The organism is uncultured Oscillibacter sp. (assembly GCF_900544955.1).
Lineage (GTDB): Bacteria > Bacillota > Clostridia > Oscillospirales > Oscillospiraceae > Oscillibacter.
The window spans coordinates 1-19,169 of sequence record NZ_UQXD01000021.1 but is presented as its reverse complement, the minus strand read 5'-3'; the positions used below and the strand labels follow the sequence as shown (position 1 = coordinate 19,169).

Annotated in this window: 20 protein-coding genes and 2 tRNA genes; 11 read left to right on the top strand and 11 right to left on the bottom strand. The window is 63.3% G+C overall.

Translation table 11 applies throughout. The annotated features are described in order from the left end of the window. The first annotated feature begins 114 nt into the window (after positions 1–114). Entirely contained in the window at positions 115–540 is a 426-nt protein-coding gene (locus QZS21_RS06580; RefSeq protein WP_295581551.1) for a helix-turn-helix transcriptional regulator, read from the top strand. On the opposite strand, the gene QZS21_RS11660 is transcribed toward QZS21_RS06580, so the two are convergent. From QZS21_RS11660 to QZS21_RS06535, 10 genes are all read right to left on the bottom strand, one after another. Continuing rightward, on the bottom strand, positions 521–1,117 hold the full coding sequence (locus QZS21_RS11660) for a Gfo/Idh/MocA family oxidoreductase (protein ID WP_366557579.1): 597 nt from the start codon (positions 1,115–1,117) through the stop codon (positions 521–523). The two genes, QZS21_RS06580 and QZS21_RS11660, sit on opposite strands and share 20 nt — an antisense overlap. A 94-nt stretch (positions 1,118–1,211) precedes the next feature. Then, a complete protein-coding gene (locus QZS21_RS06575; RefSeq protein ID WP_295581549.1) occupies positions 1,212–1,562 on the bottom strand; it encodes a hypothetical protein in 351 nt (116 codons plus the stop codon). Positions 1,563–1,599: 37 nt separating this feature from the next. After that, positions 1,600–1,980 (bottom strand): transporter, encoded by a 381-nt coding sequence (locus tag QZS21_RS06570; RefSeq protein WP_295581547.1) that lies wholly within the window; start codon positions 1,978–1,980, stop codon positions 1,600–1,602. A 41-nt stretch (positions 1,981–2,021) separates the two neighbouring features. After that, complete coding sequence (locus QZS21_RS06565) at positions 2,022–4,697, bottom strand: cation-translocating P-type ATPase (RefSeq protein WP_295581545.1); 2,676 nt, start codon at positions 4,695–4,697, stop codon at positions 2,022–2,024. 499 nt (positions 4,698–5,196) lie between these two features. After that, a complete protein-coding gene (locus tag QZS21_RS06560; protein ID WP_295581543.1) occupies positions 5,197–5,658 on the bottom strand; it encodes a recombinase family protein in 462 nt (153 codons plus the stop codon). A gap of 118 nt (positions 5,659–5,776) precedes the next feature. Further along, positions 5,777–6,055: a recombinase family protein gene (locus QZS21_RS06555; RefSeq protein WP_295581541.1), complete on the bottom strand. Its 279-nt coding sequence runs from the start codon at positions 6,053–6,055 to the stop codon at positions 5,777–5,779. Positions 6,056–6,167: 112 nt separating this feature from the next. After that, a tRNA-Leu gene (locus tag QZS21_RS06550) sits at positions 6,168–6,255 on the bottom strand. Between the two features lie 31 nt (positions 6,256–6,286). Beyond that, a tRNA-Leu gene (locus QZS21_RS06545) sits at positions 6,287–6,373 on the bottom strand. Positions 6,374–6,502: 129 nt separating this feature from the next. Further along, positions 6,503–7,888, bottom strand: coding sequence for a citrate/2-methylcitrate synthase (locus QZS21_RS06540; protein WP_295581539.1), 1,386 nt, complete (start codon positions 7,886–7,888; stop codon positions 6,503–6,505). A 234-nt stretch (positions 7,889–8,122) separates the two neighbouring features. Then, complete coding sequence (locus QZS21_RS06535) at positions 8,123–8,839, bottom strand: NAD-dependent protein deacylase (RefSeq protein WP_295581537.1); 717 nt, start codon at positions 8,837–8,839, stop codon at positions 8,123–8,125. A 38-nt stretch (positions 8,840–8,877) separates the two neighbouring features. On the opposite strand from QZS21_RS06535, the gene QZS21_RS06530 reads away from it, so the two are divergent. The 10 genes from QZS21_RS06530 (at position 8,878) to QZS21_RS06485 (ending at position 17,691) form a co-directional block, all read left to right on the top strand. After that, positions 8,878–9,213 (top strand): ArsC/Spx/MgsR family protein, encoded by a 336-nt coding sequence (locus QZS21_RS06530; protein ID WP_366557578.1) that lies wholly within the window; start codon positions 8,878–8,880, stop codon positions 9,211–9,213. Between the two features lie 53 nt (positions 9,214–9,266). After that, positions 9,267–10,118: a YihY/virulence factor BrkB family protein gene (locus QZS21_RS06525; protein ID WP_295581535.1), complete on the top strand. Its 852-nt coding sequence runs from the start codon at positions 9,267–9,269 to the stop codon at positions 10,116–10,118. 155 nt (positions 10,119–10,273) lie between these two features. Beyond that, a complete protein-coding gene (locus QZS21_RS06520; protein WP_295581533.1) occupies positions 10,274–11,500 on the top strand; it encodes an aminopeptidase in 1,227 nt (408 codons plus the stop codon). 21 nt (positions 11,501–11,521) lie between these two features. Further along, complete coding sequence (locus tag QZS21_RS06515) at positions 11,522–12,004, top strand: gamma carbonic anhydrase family protein (protein ID WP_295581531.1); 483 nt, start codon at positions 11,522–11,524, stop codon at positions 12,002–12,004. 126 nt (positions 12,005–12,130) lie between these two features. Further along, on the top strand, positions 12,131–13,477 hold the full coding sequence (locus QZS21_RS06510; RefSeq protein ID WP_295581529.1) for an MATE family efflux transporter: 1,347 nt from the start codon (positions 12,131–12,133) through the stop codon (positions 13,475–13,477). Between the two features lie 21 nt (positions 13,478–13,498). Next, positions 13,499–14,662, top strand: a complete 1,164-nt coding sequence (locus QZS21_RS06505) for an AI-2E family transporter (protein WP_295581527.1) — start codon at positions 13,499–13,501, stop codon at positions 14,660–14,662. Positions 14,663–14,849: 187 nt separating this feature from the next. Further along, positions 14,850–15,068, top strand: a complete 219-nt coding sequence (locus tag QZS21_RS06500; RefSeq protein WP_295581525.1) for a helix-turn-helix transcriptional regulator — start codon at positions 14,850–14,852, stop codon at positions 15,066–15,068. After that, complete coding sequence (locus tag QZS21_RS06495) at positions 15,055–15,816, top strand: DUF3169 family protein (protein ID WP_295581523.1); 762 nt, start codon at positions 15,055–15,057, stop codon at positions 15,814–15,816. Before QZS21_RS06500 ends, QZS21_RS06495 begins: the two co-directional genes overlap by 14 nt. A gap of 136 nt (positions 15,817–15,952) precedes the next feature. Continuing rightward, positions 15,953–16,810, top strand: a complete 858-nt coding sequence (locus tag QZS21_RS06490; RefSeq protein ID WP_295581520.1) for an HAD-IIA family hydrolase — start codon at positions 15,953–15,955, stop codon at positions 16,808–16,810. Next, positions 16,807–17,691 (top strand): hypothetical protein, encoded by an 885-nt coding sequence (locus QZS21_RS06485; protein ID WP_366557577.1) that lies wholly within the window; start codon positions 16,807–16,809, stop codon positions 17,689–17,691. Before QZS21_RS06490 ends, QZS21_RS06485 begins: the two co-directional genes overlap by 4 nt. 265 nt (positions 17,692–17,956) lie before the next feature. Here the strand turns inward: QZS21_RS06485 and QZS21_RS06480 are convergent. Beyond that, the coding region (locus QZS21_RS06480; RefSeq protein ID WP_295581518.1) for a PepSY domain-containing protein at positions 17,957–19,169 on the bottom strand (1,213 nt) is incomplete at its 5' end.

The window sequence follows — 19,169 nt, the reverse complement described above, 5'->3', positions numbered from 1 at the left end:
TTTGGAGAAAAGGGGCAAAAGCAACGGAAAGCAGCAAAATGGAAAGTGAAGGCGGTTTCCTTTCCGGAGGCGGCATGGTAGAATTCACATCACAAGGGGGGATGCCGCGTGTCCATGGGAAAAAAGATTGCCGCCCTCAGAAAGGCGGCGGGCATGACGCAGATGGAGATGGCCCAGCGGCTGCGGGTGTCCCGCCAGGCGGTTTCAAAATGGGAGCAGGATTTGGGAACTCCGGAAATCGGAAATATTCTGGCCATTGCCGAGCTCTTTCAGGTTTCGGTGGATGAACTGACCAGAGATGTGGCGGGGTCCGGCGGCAAACCGAAGGCCCGGCGGCGCAGCGCGGTCCGGGAGGAGGCCGGCCGGGCGCTCCGGCGACTCCGATTCGGGTTGCTGGCCGGGGTGCTTGGGATCGCCCTGGGCGGCCTGTGCCATATGCGCAGCACGGCTGTGCTCCTCTGCGTGGCGGCCTTCCTGGCGTGGCTGCTCTTCACCGCCGTGAGAATCGCGGTGCTGTGGATCAACCGCCGGGGGACGTAAAGAGGCGGAGCGCCGTCCCATCAAATGAGACCGCCCACGGCGTGGCGGCGCAAATGCGCCCATAAACTCCGAGGCACCGAAGACGGCAGAGAATGTCCGCAGGGCAATTTCCATTCGTCCGTCCACAGATCAAATGAAATGGGGAGCTGACGCCGGAAAGGGTCAGCGCCCCCAAGCACCAGGAGGGCCAGTCAAAGTCGCAGGAGCAGCTCTCCAGCGGCAACACGTCTAATCCCAGGGGTACGGCCCCTCGAACAGGGGCACAGCGGTTGACAACCTGTAGGGGCAGCAGACGCCCGTACTCCCCGGATGTAATTTTTTCCCGCAGAAAACGGTGTGCGGTGGAGACGCGGTCAAACAGGTCAACGAAGACCCGTCTACCAGTTCGTCTGGCGGCCTTTGCAATCTGTTCCGCTTCCTCCAGCGTTGGGCAGACCGGTACCTCACAGATCACGTCCTTGCCCTGCTCTATAGCCAGGATGGCCGTCTGGGCGTGGAGGGTGATGGTCTGGTAGTCCAGAGTTATAAAAAACGTGACGATTATGGTGATCAAACCGCCGGGAAAGACTCCCGGCACCGTGGCCGCCGCCCGGCCCCCACGCCGATCACAGCCATGGAGAAGCTAGAGACCGGATTGCCAATCGCGTTCAGCAGAGACTTCCCCACTTCATTCACCGCTGCCGGGGCCGCCGGATCCAGGGAGGCGATCCGCTGCCCCAACCGTTGGATAAGCTCCATGAGGCTGGTTCCAGGGTAGAGGCGCAAAGGCCGGGCAAACCGGCAAAGATGCCGGTACTCAGGGCCAGGACACGGATGCCCGGAAACGTGAAAAGCAGCCCGGCGGCACCAAAGAAGAATATGATGACGGGAATTGCGGCTATGGTTCGCTTCAGGGGGAATTTCCGGCTGAGGAATCGGAGCGGCCCGTCGAGGAAGGCGGCAATCAAAAAGGTGACCAAAATGGGCAGGAATATCCCGAGGGTAAGTTTGAGGGTGGCAAAGGCCAGAAGCAGAACCACCACGATAAGAGCAAAGCGAATCAGGAAGGTCTTTTGTTATTCAATCCCCATGGCCGGGCTCTTCTTCCAGAGACAGGCTGTCGGTATTCCAATGGCTGTCTCTCAAAAACAGATACTTTTTGATGGCGAAAATACCGGCCACGGCGGCGACCCCCATAAGGGTCTCCGCACCCCCGCCGTGGCTGACAATCATCTGGCGTGCGATGGCGAAGAGCAGCACGTTGATGACGGCCCGTGCTGTGTGGAGGGTCAGCATCCGTACGAATTCCACCCCCATAACAATCATCAGAGCCTTGGATAGAAAAGCGCTGACAGAAAAGGCATCTGGCGCGGTGATCAGGGTGCCGGCCGTATTCCGAAGGAGCAGGATGCCGCCGATGCTGGCGGCGGCCAATATGGCCACCGCCAGCCAGCGCTCCATAGCGTCGGCGTATTTTAAGATGCGGACTCCGAATCCTGATTTCACTGCGTGTTTCCTTCCCAAATAGATGTTTTGCGGCGCTTGAACCACTTTGCCGCCTCCATCTGGAGGATGGAGCAGGCGGACAGGCTAAGGATGATGCCCCACTGGCTCAGCGTTAAATAGGTGAGCTTGAATATGCCCTGAAGGGCCGGAGTGAACAGGATGCAGGCCATCAACGCGGCGGACACCAGGAAGGACGCGGCCAGCCAGGGGTTATGCCCTTCAGCTTGGACCCAGATGGGTTCGGTGTTGGACCGTTGGTTGAAGGCGCGGAGCATCTGGGAGAGGGCCAATACGGAGAAGGCCATCGTCTGCCCCGCCCCGTGGCCGGCAGCACGCACCCCAAGCCAGTAGGCCAGGATCGTCATGGCGGCCACGAACACGCCCTGCCGCACCACGCGGCCCACCAGGTCCTTCTCAAAAAGAGTGCCGGACTTCACCGGCGGGTGGCGCATGATGTTCTTGCTGGCCGGGTCGAGGCCCAGGGCCAGGGCGGGCAGAGTGGCGGTGGCCAGATTGACCCAAAGGATGTGGACGGCCAGAAGAGGCGCGTCCCAGTTGAAGACCGTGGCCACGAATAACGTGGTGATCTCTGCGATGTTGCCCGCCAGGAGAAACTGGATGACTTTCTGAATGTTGCGGTAGACCCGCCGTCCCTCCTTGATGGCATAGGCGATGGTGGTAAAGCTGTCATCCAGCAGGATCATGTCGGCGGTGCCTTTGGCTACGTCGGTCCCGGTGACGCCCATGGCCACGCCGATATCAGCGGCCTTCAGGGCCGGGGAGTCGTTGACCCCATCCCCAGTCATGGCCACCACCCCGCCGCCCTGCTTGAGGGCTTGGACGATGCGCAGCTTATCCGCCGGGGATACCCGGGCAAAGACCGTGGCGGTCTTTACCGCCTGGTCCAGCGCGGCGTCGGTCATGTCGTCCAGTTCCTCGCCGGAGATGATGGTGTCCCCCGGCTGCCAAATCTCCAGCTCCTTGGCAATGGCCAAGGCGGTCACCTTGTGGTCGCCGGTGATCATGATGGTCCGGATGCCCGCCGCCCTACAGGTGCGGACGGACTCGGCCACCTCTTTGCGGGGCGGGTCGATCATGCCCGCTGCGCCGATGAAGGTGAGGCCCTGCTCCAGGTCGGCGTCTTCCTCCCCGGGCAGATCGTCCAAGGTCCGAGAGGCGAAGCCTAGCACCCGGAGGGCCTGACCGGACATATCAAAGCACAGATTCAGGATGTCGGCCCGGTCCGGCTCCGTGATGGGGCGGATCCCCTGACTGGTGAGCATATGGGTGCAGAGGGGCAGCATCTCGTCCGCCGCGCCCTTGGTGTAAGCGGTAAGGACGCCGTCGATTCGATGTATGGTGGTCATGCGCTTGCGGTCGGAGTCGAAGGGCTGTTCATAGAGTCGGGGGTACTGGTCCTCCATCTCCTCTTGGTCGAGCCCAAAGGCGGAGGCCAGGTGGATGAGGGCGCCCTCGGTGGGATCGCCGATGATCTCGCCGGGACGGTCTGGGTCGAGGCTGGCGTTGTTGCACAGGGCCCCGGCCCGGAGGAGTTCTCCGTAGACCGCGGGATGCCTCCGGGCGGCGTCCTCCACTCTGGCGGCCTTGCCGTCCAGAAAGTCTCCGTTCACCGCCGCATGAGTGACGGTCATCTTGTTTAGGGTGAGTGTGCCCGTCTTGTCGCTGCAAATGACGGTGGCGCTGCCCAGGGTTTCCACGGCGGGCAGGTTGCGTACCAGCGCGTTCCGCTTGGCCATGCGCTGGACGCCAAGGGCCATGACGATGGTTGCCGTGGCGGGCAGACCCTCAGGTATGATGGAGATGGCCAGGGAGATGGCCATCAGAAATTGAGGAATGAGGGGGCGCTGATAGAGGGCGCCGATGAGGAAGATGAGGGCACAGACGATGATACCTACCACCGTAAGGGTCTTGCCCACGGCGTTCAGCTTCCGCTTGAGGGGGGTGTCAAAGTCATCCTGGCCATCCAGAAGCCCGGCGATATTACCTACCTCAGTGTCCATGCCGGTGGCGGTGACCACGCCCACGCCCCGCCCGTAGGTGACGATGGAGGAGGTGTAGGCCATGTTGACCCGGTCCCCAAGGGGGCAGTCCACCGGCATCAGGGCATCGGCATCCTTTTCCACCGGCACCGATTCGCCGGTGAGGGACGCCTCCTGGACCTTCAGGTTGGAGGAGTCGATCAGCCGCAGGTCCGCCGGTACCATGGACCCGTCCTCCAGGAAAACCACATCTCCCACCACCAGCTCGGCGGCGGGGATCAGGCGCTCCTCGCCCTGGCGCAGCACCTTGGCTGTGGGGGCGCTCATGTTCCGCAGGACCTCCAGAGAGGACTGGGCCTTTTTCTCCTGGACGATCCCGATGACGGCGTTGAGCACCACGATGGCAAAGATGACGCCGGCCTCAGTCCACTCCCGCAGGACGGCGGAGAAGACCGCCGCGCCGATGAGAATGAGTACCATGGGGTCGGTGACCTGTTCCTTAAGCATATGAAGGACGGATTGGGGGGGCTTGTGACGCAGTTCGTTGCGCCCGTTGGCTATGAGCCGTTGGTTTGCCTCGGCATCGCCCAAGCCGTCTTCGGAGGTATTCAGCGCCGTAAAGGCGTCCTCCAGGGGCCGGGCGTGCCAAGGCTGTTTACTGTGAGAGTCCATGTAGGACAGTCACTCCTTTCAAAAATTTCGATTTTATGGTGAACAGGAAACACAAAAAGACATAGCCCGCTGCCCGAAACTGATGCCAAGGGCGCAGGTTATGTCTCTTATGTATCCTGGAATATGAAATTGGAACTTCGGTCGGCGTCGTTGCTGTCGGCGTCGGCTTCCATAGTCAGTTTCCTCTCTTGATACTGTAGTGGCTCAGAGTATAAGGGATGGACGGCCTGTGTGTCAACAGCTTTTGCAAACCCTTTACGAGGCGTTAATAAGGCCATGTGCTCCACATATAGCCATACCTTCCTGTGAGGCACCTCTGAATATGCCTGCCGTCTGAACCATCATGAAATCAACGCCAATCCGATTGCAAGTGTCTGGGGCCGGAGTCGTTCCGAAAGGATTTTGTGGAATATATTCAGGAGCTGGCGGCGCTTTATCAAGTCGGGAAATGAACCTTTTGTGCTTTTGTTGAAGCCCTATAAAGGACAACAAATTGTGATTAAAGAATCATCGACCGAGTCACTTTGGCTTCCCCGCATTGCTCCTGCTTTTTGATTTGCCCGTTCATTCTCTGCACCTTTTCGAATGTCTCTTTATCAATAATAGGTTCATGCGCATCTTCCACCAAATACTTTGCAAGCTGGCCTTGGTTCTTTACCTGTCTGCCGGCAAGGAAATCCGGCGTGTTGGTCTTTTGCATCAGCACTTGGCCGATATACTTCTCGTCACTCAGCATCCGGTCAATGGTAGAGGTGCTCCACTCAGTTTTGCCCGTAACAGTATTGATGCCGTGCGACTCCAAATACTTCTTGATCTTCCGGACTCCGTTCCCTTGAACGTATGGCTCAAAAATTTTTCTAACGAGCTCCGCTTCCTCCGGGACGATTTTCAGTTCCCCGTCTCCGCCTTTCGTATAGCCGAGGAACTGCGTGTGGTTGAGGAGCGTCCTGCCGCTCTCCATCCGGCGGCGCATCCCGAACTTCCCATTATCACTGTGGGACTGGCTCTCTGCTTAGGCCAGTGTGGCATATTGATCGATGATGCTCTCGTTGGTGGTTTGCGTATTGAATCCGCCGCCTTCAAAGTAAACGCCTATATTCATGTTTCTTAGTCGCCTTATAGCTTTTCATAGTTGTTAATGTGTCCCTGCCAAGTCGGCTGATGGACTTGGCCAAGACCAAATCAGTTGTGCCATTCTTACAATCTTTTATCATCTGCTGATAGCCGGTGCCCTTTTCCAGACTTCCAAGCTGTTCTCCTCTATCGGTACTGACTCGGCAGTAAACCGCAACTCGAAGAGGCTGTTCCACGAGTGGCTTTTTTACCGTTACTTGCTGTATATCAATTCTTTTAGACATGACAAAACCTCCATGATGATTACTGAAGATTCAGTATATCATGGAGGTTTCTACAAAAGCATAAGCTACATCTCAGCCCCGCTACTGCAAGGTCAAAATGTAGCTTATAACTTGGTGCGCGAGGCGGGACTTGAACCCGCACGTCCGTAATGGACACTAGAACCTGAATCTAGCGAGTCTGCCAATTCCACCACTCGCGCGTATAGCAGATGGCCGTTTCCGGGACGGACCTGGTGCGGCTGACGGGATTTGAACCCACACGTCGATTCGGACACCAGCACCTCAAGCTGGCCTGTCTACCAGTTCCAGCACAGCCGCAAATCGAAGTTCCCCAGAAAAGACTGCTTGATTATTATAGCCAGAACTCCAAACAATGTCAACCATAATTTTCGCTTTTTCAAAAATTTTCCCCTGCCGGCGAGGGGGCTCCGGCAGGGGAGGGGGCGTTCAGCGGTGGTCGGTGGGGACGTAGGAGCGGTGCTCCTCCACGCACTCGTACCGGGGCCGGATCAGCTTGCCGCCGGAGGTCAGCTCCTCCATGCGGTGGGCGCTCCAGCCGGAGATGCGGGCCACGGCGAAGAGGGGGGTGTACAGCTCCATGGGCAGGCCCAGCATCTCGTAGACGAAGCCGCTGTAAAAGTCGATGTTGGTGGAGAGGGCGGTCTTGTGCTGGCGCTCCATCAGGAGGGCCTTGCCGATTTTCTCCACGTTGGCGTACAGGCCCAGCTCCTGCTCCCGGCCCTTTTCCGCCGCCAGATGGTGCACGTACTCCCGGAACACCTCGCACCGGGGGTCCGTCCGGGTGTAGACCGCGTGGCCCAGGCCGTAGATCAGGCCGCTGCGGTCGAAGGCCTCCTTATCCAGCAGGCGGGTCAGGTAGTCTGCCACGCAGTCCTCATCCGCCCAGTCCTTCACGTGGAGCTTGATGTCGTCCATCATGGCCATGACCTTGCTGTTGGCGCCGCCGTGGCGGGGGCCCTTCAGGGAGGACATGGCCGCGGCGATGGCGGAGTAGGTGTCCGTGCCGGAGGAGGTGACCACGTGGTTGGTGAAGGTGGAGTTGTTGCCGCCGCCGTGGTCCGCGTGGAGCACCAGGGCCACGTCCAGAGTCCGGGCCTCCAGCTCCGTGTAGCTCCGGTCCTCCCGCAGCATCCGCAGGAAGTTCTCCGCGGTGGAGAGCTCCGGCTGGGGCACGTGGATGAAGAGGCTCTCCCCCTGGCTGTACCGCCAGGCCTGATAGGCGTAGATGGCCAGGACGGGCATGTTGCTGGTCAGCTGGAGGCACTGGCGCAGCACGTTTTCCAGGCCGATGTCGTTGGGCTTGTCGTCGTAGCAGAACAGGGTCAAAAGCGCCCGCTGCATGGTGTTCATCAGATCCCGGGGCGGGGCCTTCATGATGACGTCCCGGAAGAAGTTGGTGGGCAGGGTCCGGTAGGAGGCCAGCTGCACGCAGAAGTCCTGGAGCTGGTCCTCCGTGGGCAGCTCGCCGAACAGCAGCAGGTAGGTGGCCTCCTCAAAGGCGAAGCGGCCCCGGCGGGCGGACCCCCGCACGATGTCCCGCACGTCGATGCCCCGGTAGTACAGCACGCCGTCGGCGGGGGAGATGTGCTCGCTGCCGCCCTCGCTGGTGACGGTGTAGGACTGGATCTCCGCCACCCGGGTCAGCCCGGTCAAAACGCCGCGGCCGTCCTCGTCCCGGAGGCCCCGCTTCACGTTGTACTCCTTATACAGCCGGGGATCAATGAAGTTCTTCTTCTCCCACTGTTCTTTCAGGGCCAGAATGGCGGGGGTGATCTCACAGTAGGCGTTCTCCCGGTTCTCTTTCCAAATCATGGCGGGGGCTCCTTTCAGCGACGGCCTGCGTCGGTAGTAGTGCAATATTAGCACTTTGCAATTTCATTTTCAAGAGCAAAGTGCGGAAAAAAGCAAAAAATTTCCGCAAAATTTGCATGAGAAAAAAATTTACTTGCATTTTAAAGGGCGGCCTTTGTGAAAAACGACGCTCTCCCCGGCGGGAGGGCGTCGTTTTTCAGAGGACATTTGTCGTTTTACACAAAGACGGGGATTTCAGAGCTGGGACAGCACCTGGCCGATGGGCTGGGTGATGACCAGGTTTGCGGACAGGTCCCGGGCCACGGCGGACTTGTTCAGCAGCACCAGCCGGCGGCCGCGGTAGTAGTTGATGAGGCCGGCGGCGGGATAGACGTTCAGGGAGGTGCCGCCGATGATGAGCATGTCCGCCTCCGCGATGGCCCGGACGGCGGCATCCAGGATGCCCTGGTCCAGCCCCTCCTCGTAGAGCACCACGTCGGGCTTCACGGTGCCGCCGCAGCCGCACCGGGGCACCCCCTGGCTGTGGAGGAGGAAGTCCAGGCCGTAGAATTTCCCGCACTGCTGGCAGTGGTTGCGGTGGACGCTGCCGTGGAGCTCCAGCACCCTGCGGCTGCCGGCGGCCTGGTGGAGGCCGTCGATGTTCTGGGTGACGACGGCGGTGAGCCGCCCCTCCCGCTCCCACTGGGCCAGCTTGTAGTGGGCGGGATTGGGCCTGGCGTCGGGGGAGAGGAGCTTGGCCCGGTAGAAGCGAAAAAATTCTTCGGGGTTGCTTTCGTAAAAGGTATGGCTTAAAATCACTTCAGGCGGGTAGTTCCACTCCTGATGGTACAGCCCGCCGGTGCTGCGGAAATCCGGAATGCCGGACTCGGTGGAGACCCCGGCGCCGCCGAAGAACACGATGCGCCGGGAGCTGTCCGCCAGCTCCTTCAGCCGCGCGATATCCTCTGTCATGTAAAATCCCTCCATTTCAGCCCTGCAAGGAGACGCTTATGAATATTCAGATTTTCGGTTCCTCCAAATCCTTCGACACGAAGAAGGCGGAGCGGTGGTTCAAGGAGCGCCGCGTCAAGTACCAGTATATCGATGTGCCCTCAAAGGGATTATCCCCCCGGGAATACCAGTCCGTCAAGCAGAAAGTTGGCTTCGCCGCCCTGGTGAACACCAACTGCCGGGCCTACGAGGCACTGTACATGGCCTACCTGACCCCCGACGCCCAGGAGGAGAAGCTGCTGGAGCACCCGGAGCTGTTCCAGACCCCCATTGTCCGCAACGGCAAAGAGGCCACCGTGGGCTACTGCCCGGACGTGTGGAGCCGGTGGGAATGAGGCTTTTCCGCCGTTTGAGCGCATACTATGAGACCAGAGAGGAGGCGCCGCCCGTGCATGTTCCGCCGCTGCCGAAAAACCCCTTCCTCCGGGGCATCTACCTGATGGTCCAGCGCTACCTGCGCCACAGCGTGGGGATTCACAGCGCCGCCCTGGCCTTTTACCTGCTGTTCATGATCTTCCCCTTCCTCATCTTCATCAGCGCCCTGCTGGGCCTGCTGCACCTGGACGTGGCGGCCATCCTCCTGGCCCTGGGGGAGCTGCTGCCCCGGGAGATTGTGGACTTTGTGGAGATGTACCTCACCTACGTGGGGGCCAACCCCAGCCTGCGGCTGCTGCTGTTCGGGCTGTTTTTCTCCATCTACTTCCCCATGCGGGCCACCAACTCCCTGATGCGCTCCGTGCGGACGGCCTACCACCTGGGCCCGCCCAGGGCGCCGGTGGGCCACCTGTGCAAGACACTGCTGTACACGGTGCTGCTGATTGCCACCATCGCCCTGACGCTGATTTTGATGACCGTCAGCGACCGGCTGCTGGCCTACGCGGTGGCGCACTTTCGCCTGCCGGTGTTCGTGGCGGAGCTGTGGGCCCGGCTGCGCTTTCCCATCGTCGCGGTGGTGGGCTACTTCGCCCTGTTCTTTCTCTACGCCCTGGCCCAGGACGGCCGCCAGCCCTGGCGGAACCTGTGGCCCGGCACCCTGGCGGCCCTGGCGGCGTGGCTGGGCCTCTCCTGGCTGTACGGCTGGTATGTGGAAAACGTGGCCCACTACTCGCTGCTGTACGGGTCCATCGGCGCCATCATCGTGCTGCTGATCTGGCTGAATATGAGCGCCATGCTCCTCATCATGGGGGCGGAGCTGAACGGCACCATCATGAGCCTGCGCAAGGACGGCGCGGAGGGGTGACGGGGGCGGCGGGCCGGGGCACTGCCCCGGCCCGCCGCTTTCTACCTGCAATCGTGAACGTTTTTTGAAACCTGACGGTCTTTTCTTTACATCTCCGGTAAAATCCACTAGAATAGCACATATTAGGAAAAAGACCGGAAAGGACGGATAATACAATGCAGGAAAAATTACAGGAATATGCCCGGCTGCTGGTCCGGGTGGGACTGAACGTGCAGAAGGGGCAGCGGCTGGTGATCTCCTCCCCGGTGGAGTGCGCCTACTTCGCCCGCATGTGCGCGGAGGAGGCCTACGCCGTGGGCTGCGTGGAAGTGGTGATGAACTGGAGCGACGACGCCATGACCCGGATGAAGTACCTCTACGCCGGGGAGGAGGTGTTCGACACCGTGCCGGAGTGGCGGAGCCGCTTTTTCAACGACCACGCCCTGGAGGGGGCGGCCTATCTGGCCATCTCCGCCACGGACCCGGAGAATCTGAAGGGGGTGGACCACCGGCGCATCGTCCGCTCCCAGCAGGCCAGCGGCAAGGCGCTGAAGGACTTTGAGCGGCTGCAGATGTGCAGCGGCTTCCCCTGGTGCATCGCCTCCATCCCCATCCCCAGCTGGGCGGAGACCGTGTTCCCCGGCCTGCCCGCCGGGGAGGCCATGGAGAAGCTGTGGGACGCCATCTTCGCCGCCGTCCGCATCGACGGGGACGGCACCTGCGTGGAGAAGTGGCGGCGCCATCTGGACACCCTCCACGCCCGGATGAAGAAGATGAACGACCTGCGCTTCCGCTCCCTTCACTACACCAACGCCCTGGGCACGGATTTGACGGTGGAGCTGCCGGAGGACCACATCTGGGAGGCGGGGGACGACGTGACCCTCTCCGGCCAGCCGTATATTGCCAACATCCCCACGGAGGAGCTGTTCACCTCCCCCCTGAAAACCGGTGTCAACGGCGTGGTGTACTCCGCCATGCCCCTGGCCCACGACGGCACCATCATCGACAAGTTCCGCTTTGTGGTGCGGGAGGGGAAAATCGTGGAGGCCCGGGCGGAGAAGGGGGAGGAGGCCCTGAAAGGGGCCATCAGCGTGGACGAGGGCGCCTGCTACTTCGGCGAGGTGGCCCTGGTGCCCTACGACAGCCCCATCTCCAACCAGAACATCCTGTTCTACAACACGCTGTTCGACGAAAACGCCGCCTGCCACATCGCCTTCGGCGAGGCGTACCCCTGTCTGGAGGGCGGCCAGCAGATGAGCAAGGAGGAGCTGAAGGCCCGGGGCCTCAACGACTCCATCACCCACGTGGACTTCATGGTGGGCACGCCGGACCTCTCCATCGTGGGCACCACCCGGGACGGCCGGGAAATTCCGGTGTTTACAGACGGCAACTTTGCCATTTGACGAGAGAAAGAGGGAGACCATATGGCTTATAAACGGAGAGTTTCCGATGAGGACGTCCTGATCTGCGAGGGCGCCGTGGTGGCGGGGGACGTGACGCTGGGGAAGGGCGTCAGCATCTGGTACAACGCCGTCCTCCGGGGGGACGACGGCGCCATCGCCGTGGGCGAGAACACCAACATCCAGGACAACGCCGTGCTCCACGAGACCACCACCGTGGGGGCGGGCTGCACCATCGGCCACGGCGCCGTGGTCCACGGCTGCACCATCGGGGACAACGTGCTCATCGGCATGGGGGCGGTGGTGCTCAACGGCGCCCGGATCGGGGACGACTGCATCGTGGGCGCCGGGGCTCTGGTCACCGGCAAAATGGACGCCCCCGCCGGGTCCATGCTCCTGGGCAGCCCCGCCAAGGTGGCCCGCCCCCTGACAGAGGCGGAGATCGAGAGCAACCGGGCCTCCATGGAGGAGTACCTCCGGGCGGCGGCCAACTACCGCAGAGGCTAAAACGCCCAAAACCGGGGAGGGGCCCGGGGCATTCTTCTCACGGTTTGTGCATTGCGCCGCCCTGGGGGCGGGGGTATACTTTGAACCGAAGTAAACGATTTTCTTCGGTTCAAAGGAGCCCTTTTTATGACGCTGCATGGTTCGCCCCAGACCTGCCGGGTCTTTCGCCTGTCCCTGCCCATCTTCGCGGAACTGCTGCTGCAGCTGCTGGTGGGCAATATGGATCAGTTCATGATCTCCCCCTTCGGCCCCGCCGCCGTGGCGGCCGTCGGCAACGGCAACCAGGTGATGAACGTGGTGGTCATCGTGCTGGAGACCATGAGCGCCGCTACCACCATCCTCCTCACCCAGCACATCGGCGCCGGGCGGGAGGGGGACCCCTGCAACGAGATCGCCACGGTGGGCCTCACCCTCAGCGGGCTGTTCTCCCTGGCCATGGGGCTGGTGCTGCTGTGCGCGCCTCAGGCGGTGTTCTCGGTGCTGCGGACGCCGGAGGAGGCCTTCGCCAGCGCCTGCCTCTACACCCGGATCGTGGGGGGCGGCGTGCTGCTCCAGGGGCTGTACATCGAGCTGTGCGCCATCCTGCGCAGCTGCACCCTCCTGAAGGAGGTGGTGGCGGTGTCCGTGGTGATGAACCTGCTGAACGTGGCGGGCAACGCCGTGCTCATCAACGGCTGGCTGGGGATGCCCCGGCTGGGGGTGGCGGGGGCCGCCGTGTCCACCTGCCTCTCCAAGGCGGTGGGGCTGGCCCTGGTGGTGTGGACGCTGCGGCGCCGGTGCGGTATCCACTTCTCTCTCCGCTATCTCCGCCCCTTCCCGGCCAAGACCTGCCGGCGCCTGCTGGGCATCGCCATGCCCTCCGGAACGGAGTCACTGTCCTACAACGTGTCGCAAATTTTCATCCTCCGCTTCATCAACCTCATGGGCACCACCGTCATCGCCACCAAGGTCTACGCCAGTATGCTGGCCAACGTGGCCTATGTGTACGCCATCGCCGTGGCCCAGGCCACCCAGATTCTGATCGGCTACCTGCTGGGGGCCCGGAAGCTGGACGAGGTGAGGGTCCGGGTGTGGTCCACCCTCCGCATCGCCCTGGTGGTGTCGGAGCTGCTGACCCTGGCGATTTTCCTGCTGTGCGACCCCATTTACAGCCTCTTCACCGCCGACCCCGCCATCCACGCCCTGGGGCAGCAGATTCTGCTGGTGGAGTTCGGGCTGGAGATCGGCCGGTCCGTCAACATCGTCATGACCCGGGGGCTGACCACCGCCGGCGACGTGTGGTATCCGGTGCTGGTGGGCATCTTCAGCATGTGGACGGTGGCGGTGCTGGGGGGCTGGCTGCTGGGCCGCGGGCTGCAGTGGGGCCTGATCGGCATTTGGGCCGCCATGGCCTGCGACGAGTGTCTCCGGGGCGGGCTGTTCGTCCTCCGGTTCCGCAGGGGCCGGTGGCGGGAGAAGCGCCTGGTGGAATAAACGGGAAAGGAATCGGACCTTATGGAATGGAACAAGGATCAGCTCAAGGGCTGGCTGCTGGTGGTGTGCGGAGGGGTGGCCTTCTACTGCGCATTGCAGAACCTGGGCGCCGTGGTGCTGGCCGTGGGGACTCTGCTGGGCATTCTGAGCCCCTTTTTGCTGGGCGGCGCCATCGCCTTCGTGCTGAACGTGCCCATGCGGGCCATTGAGCGCCACCTCTTCCCCCGGGCGGTCCGGGGGACGGGCCGCCGCCCGCTGGCGCTGCTGCTGACGCTGCTGGCCATGGCGAGCGTCCTGGGGCTGGCCTCCGGCGTCATCGGCCCCGGCATCGCGGAGGCGGTGCGCTCCATCGTCCAGCAGCTCCCCGCCGCCACCCAGCGGGTCCAGGAGCAGCTGGAGGCCCTGTCCGCCTATCTGCCCCAGATGCAATCCTACCTGGAGGTGCTGGACGTGGATTGGGCGGGGCTGTCCCAAAAGGCGCTGAAGCTGGCCCAGACCTGGGGCAGCGGCCTCCTCACCTCCGGCGGCGGCCTCATCGGCGGGGTGGTCAGCGGCGTCAGTACCTTTGTCATCGGGCTGATTTTCTCCTTCTACATCCTGCTGCAAAAGGAGAAGCTGGGCCGCCAGGGGCGGCAGGTGCTCTATGCCCTGCTGCCGGAGCGGGGGGCGGACCGGGCGCTGGAGGTGCTGCGCCTGGCGGGGCGGACCTTCTCCAGCTTCCTCTCCGGCCAGTGCCTGGAGGCGGTGATCCTGGGCACGCTGTTCGTCATCTCCATGACCATCTGCCGGATGCCCTACGCCCTGCTGGTGGGCGTCCTCATCGCCCTGACGGCCCTGATCCCCATTGTGGGGGCCTTCATCGGCTGCGGCGTGGGGGCGCTGCTCATCGCCATCACGGACCCCTGGAAGGCCCTGGCCTTCGTGGTGCTGTTCCTGGTGCTCCAGCAGGTGGAGGGGAACCTGATCTACCCCCACGTGGTGGGCTCCTCCGTGGGCCTGCCCTCCATCTGGGTGCTGGCCGCCGTCACCCTGGGCGGCAAGCTGATGGGAATTTTGGGCATGCTGTTCTTCATCCCCCTTTGCTCCGTGCTCTACGCCCTGTTCCGGGGCTACGTCCGCGGCCGCCTGGGGGAGAAGCGGGTGCCGGAGAGCAAGTGGCGGGACGGCCCGCCGGGCAAGCGGTAGCCCATTCCCGGGAGGACTTCGGTCCTCCCGGTTTTTTTGTCCGGCGGCCCCGGGGATGCCGGATCGGCGGCGGGGTTCCCGTCCGAAAAACTTTCTATTGACAACGATCCTTGTCAGTGCTATTCTGGGTGTGACAAAGATAGTTGTCAATTTGACGCAAATACTTGTCGCGGAAGGAGGCGGAGCCATGCCGCTGTATAACCGGCTGAAGGAGTACCGGGCCCGGCTGGGGGTCAATCAGCAGGAGATGGGGGCGCTGGCGGGGGTGTCCCGCCAGACCATCAGCCAGATCGAGCGGGGGGACTACTCGCCCTCCGTGACCCTGGCGCTGAAGCTGGCCCACATCTGCCGCGTGACGGTGGAGGACATTTTTACCTATCAGGAGGATGACGATGAAAAACGATGAGATCAAGCGGGCCAACCGCCGGGCGCTGCCCAAGTACCTGCTGGTGATTTTCCTGTCCGCCGTCTTTGGCGGCGTCCTGGGCCTTGCCTCCGGCATCGCCGGCGCCGTCGGGCTGGGGGAGTGGGTCCGGATGACCCTGGCAAGCGGCCTGAGAGCCGCCGCCCCCTGGGGCATTCCGGTGACCTCCGGAGTGCTGCTGGGGGCGGGCGTGTGGCTGTACGGCTCCGCCAGGAAGCTCTGCGACGGCTGGGACGGGGAGGACGAGGCCGTGGCGGACCGGGTGGAGGGGAAGCTGAACGCGGTGCTGCTGCTCACCACCCTGGCCCTGGTGGCGGATTTTTTCTTCCTGGCGGTGAGCACGGTTTACGACTGGGAGACGCCTCTGTTCACCCTGGGCATCGTGGGGGAGATGCTGCTCTCCTGCTGGCTGCTGGTGGTGCTGCAGCAAAAGACGGTGGATTTGACGAAGCGGATCAACCCGGAGAAGACGGTCAGCGCCTACGATATGAAGTTCCATAAGAAGTGGCTGGAGAGCTGCGACGAGGCGGAGCGGGCGCAGATCGGCCAGGCCGCCTACAAGAGTTACCGCACCGTCTCCAACGTGTGCCTGTGGCTGTGGGTGGGGCTGCTGGTGCTGAACATCGTGTTCGGCTTCGGCCTGCTGCCCATGGCGGTGGTGCTGACCATCTGGGCGGTGGGGCAGGTGAGCTACATTTTGGAATGCATCCGCCTGGGAAAGAGAGCGTAAGGAGGGGAATTCAATGGAGGCGACTATGCTTGGCGCCGTGCTGGCGGCGGTGGCGGCCTGCCTGGCGGCTGGAAAAAAGCGCTGAACCCCGAACCGTGCGAAGGCGCCTCACTTGCAAGTGAGGCGCCTTCGTGGTATGCTACCCTATATCACAGAGGAGAAGGAGGCGGGGCCCTTGGACCTCTCCCGCAAGAAGCTGTTTTTGCTGGATTTGGACGGCACACTCTATTTGGAGGAGTCCCTGCTGCCCGGGGCGGCGGCGTTCCTGGCCTGGGTGCGGGAGACGGGAGGCGCCTACCGCTTCCTCACCAACAACTCCTCCCGGGGCGTGGACGCGGGACTGGAGAAGATGCACCGCCTGGGCATTCCCGCCCGGCGGGAGGAGTTTTTGACCGCCGTGGAGGCCACCATCCATTACCTGCGTATGAACCGCAGCCCCTCGGACGTATACTACGCGGTGGGGACGGACTCCTTCTGCCGCCAGATCGCGGCGGCGGGCTTCGCCCTGCGGGCGGAGCCGTCGGCGGATGTGACGGCGGTGCTGGTGGGCTTTGACACCAGTTTGACCTACCAAAAGGTGGAGGACGCCTGCCGTCTGCTCTCCCGGGGGGCGGACTTTCTGGCCACCAATCCGGACCTGGCCTGCCCCACGCTGTTCGGCTTCATCCCGGACTGCGGCGCCATCTGCCGGCTGCTGGAGTGCGCCTGCGGCCGCCGCCCGGTGTTCATCGGCAAGCCGGACCCCACCATGATCCGCCTGGCCTGGGCCCAGACCGGATACGGCCCCGCCGAGACGCTGATGGTGGGCGACCGGCTGTATACCGATATCGCCTGCGGCGTCAACGCCGGGGCGGACACCTGCCTGGTGCTGACGGGGGAGGCCACGGCGGCGGACGCTGCGGCGTCCCCCACGCCCCCCACCCTAGTCTGCCGGGACCTGGCGGCCCTGCTGGAACTGCTGCAAAGCGGAGAAAAGAGAGGAGAGAACCCGTGAAACGGACGAAACGAGAGAAACAGTGGCTGAAAAAGACCTTCAAGGAGGCCATGGCCAAGGAGCTGCGGGAGCACAAGAGCTCCTTCATCGTGTTCTACACCCTGCGGGCCCTGGTGCTGGTGGTGCTGGTGCGCCAGCTCTTCCTGCACAACTATGAGGGCGCCTTCTTCTGCGTGCTGACCATTGTGCTGCTGTATGTGCCCAGTTGGTTACAGGTGCGGCTGCGGATCGAGCTGCCCCCGCCGCTGGAGATCACCATTTTGTGCTTCATCTTCGCGGCGGAGATTCTGGGCGAGGTGAATGCCTTTTACGTGATGGTGCCCAACTGGGACACCATGCTCCACACCCTCAACGGCTTCCTGGCCGCGGCGGTGGGGTTCTCCATGGTTTTGCTGCTCAACGACGATGAGCGCCTGACCTTCGACCTCTCCCCCTTCTTCCTGGCGCTGACGGCCTTTTGCTTCTCCATGACCATCGGCGTGCTGTGGGAGTTTTTCGAGTTCGGCATGGACTGGTTCTTCCACTCGGACATGCAGCGGGACACCGTGGTCCACGCCATTTACTCCGCGACGCTGGACGCCACCCGGACGAACAAGGTGGTGGCGGTGAAGGGTATCCAGGACGCGATCGTCAACGGGCAGAGCCTGGGCCTGGGGGGCTACCTGGACATCGGCCTCATCGACACCATGAAGGACCTCATCGTGAACTTCATCGGCGCGGTGGTGTTCTCCGTCACCGGCTTTTTCTACGCCCGCAGCAAGGGGCGCCGCCGCACGGCGGCCCAGAGCTTCGTCCCCAGCAAGAAGCCGGAGGAGCGGGACTACTTGAAGCAGGCCCGGGAGGAGACGCCCCCGGTGCCGCCGGAGGAACCGGAAACGTAACAACCAGAGGCCCCGCGGCGCAAGCCGCGGGGCCTATTGACGGAGAAAGGGGTCTGGGGGGAGGGCGGCGGGGACCAACCTGGGCGGAGAGCGATGCGTTATCCGGGGAAGGGGCTATCGGACCGGGCTGCTGCGCCCTGTGCAGCCTCCCGGCGGGGGCCGCTTTCCGGGGGATTGCCAAGAGGCCGGTTTTGCGCCTCTGCCGCAGGCGCCGCTGAAACGGGTCCCGCTCCTGGAAAATCCGGCTTTACCCGGCGGAGCGCCTTCAGTCGTCCCACTCCGATTCCGCCTCCAGGACGGCGCCGGACACGGCGTCGATCCGGTATTCGTATGCCATGTCCCCCGACCGGAATTCCACCTCGTAGTGGAACGCGCCGTCGTCCTCGTCCAGCTCGCACTTCATGCCGTGGTGGGAGGAGACCCCGGCGTGGCCCAGGGCGGCCTGCTGGGCGGCTGCCTCCCCGATCAGGGCGGCGCCGTGATGGGATCCGGCGGCGTGGGTCTCCCGTTCCGCCTTCAAGATGGTGCCGTCGGCGGCCAGGATTTTATACTCGTACTCCGTGCCGCCGGACCAGAACTCCACCTCGTAGCGCAGCGCGCCGTGGTCCCAGTCCCGCTCGGTCCGCAGGCCCTGGGCGTCGGCCTCCCGGACGCCGGCGTGGTCCAGGGCGATGGCGGCGGCCTCCGCCTCAGTGACGGCGGCGGGAGCTTCCGGTCTGGCGACGGCGGCGGTTCCGCCGGAGCTCTGGGCGGCCAGCACGTCGGCAGGGCCCCGCAGCACTTCGCCGGTCCAGGCGTCGATGCGGTATTCGAATTCTCCGAAGAAGGTGGTCAGCTCCACCTCATAGTGGGCGGGGAACTCGTCTAGCTCCGGCTCCGCCTCCCAGAGGACCGCGTCCACCGCCGTCAGCCCGGCATAGGTCTCCGCGGCCAGGGCGGCGGCGGGGATGCCGATGGGCATGGCCGGGGCGCCGGCGTCCGCCAGCTGCTTCAGCTCCTCCACGGAGAGGGCGGCCAGGGCGTCAAAGTCCAGGGCGGCGTTCAGGGATTGGACCTGCCGCACCAGGGCCGCCTTGCCCACGGAGATGCGGCTGGTCTGGGCTTGGGTCTCCAGTCCCGCGTCGTGGGTGAGGGTCTGGCTCAGCACCGCGGCGCCGGAGGAGGCGGTCTGGAGGGCGGCGTTCACCTCCTCCGTCAGGGTGGTCTCCAGCCGGGCGGCCCGCCGGGCGTCGTCGTCCTCCACCGAGATGAGGATGGCGGAGGAGAGGCTGTCCAGATACCCGTGCTGGAGGAGGGAGCCGATGACGGCGTTCACCGCCACGTTCAGCGGGGTGTCCCGCAGGTCCATGTCCCCCAGCACCTCCCGGGCCTCCGGATTCAGGGCCTGGGCGGAGAGGACCTTCTCCTGCCGGTTCACCTGCAGCTGGATGCTGGGGTTCACGTCCAGGGAGATGGTGGAGGCCACCGCGTGGGCGGTC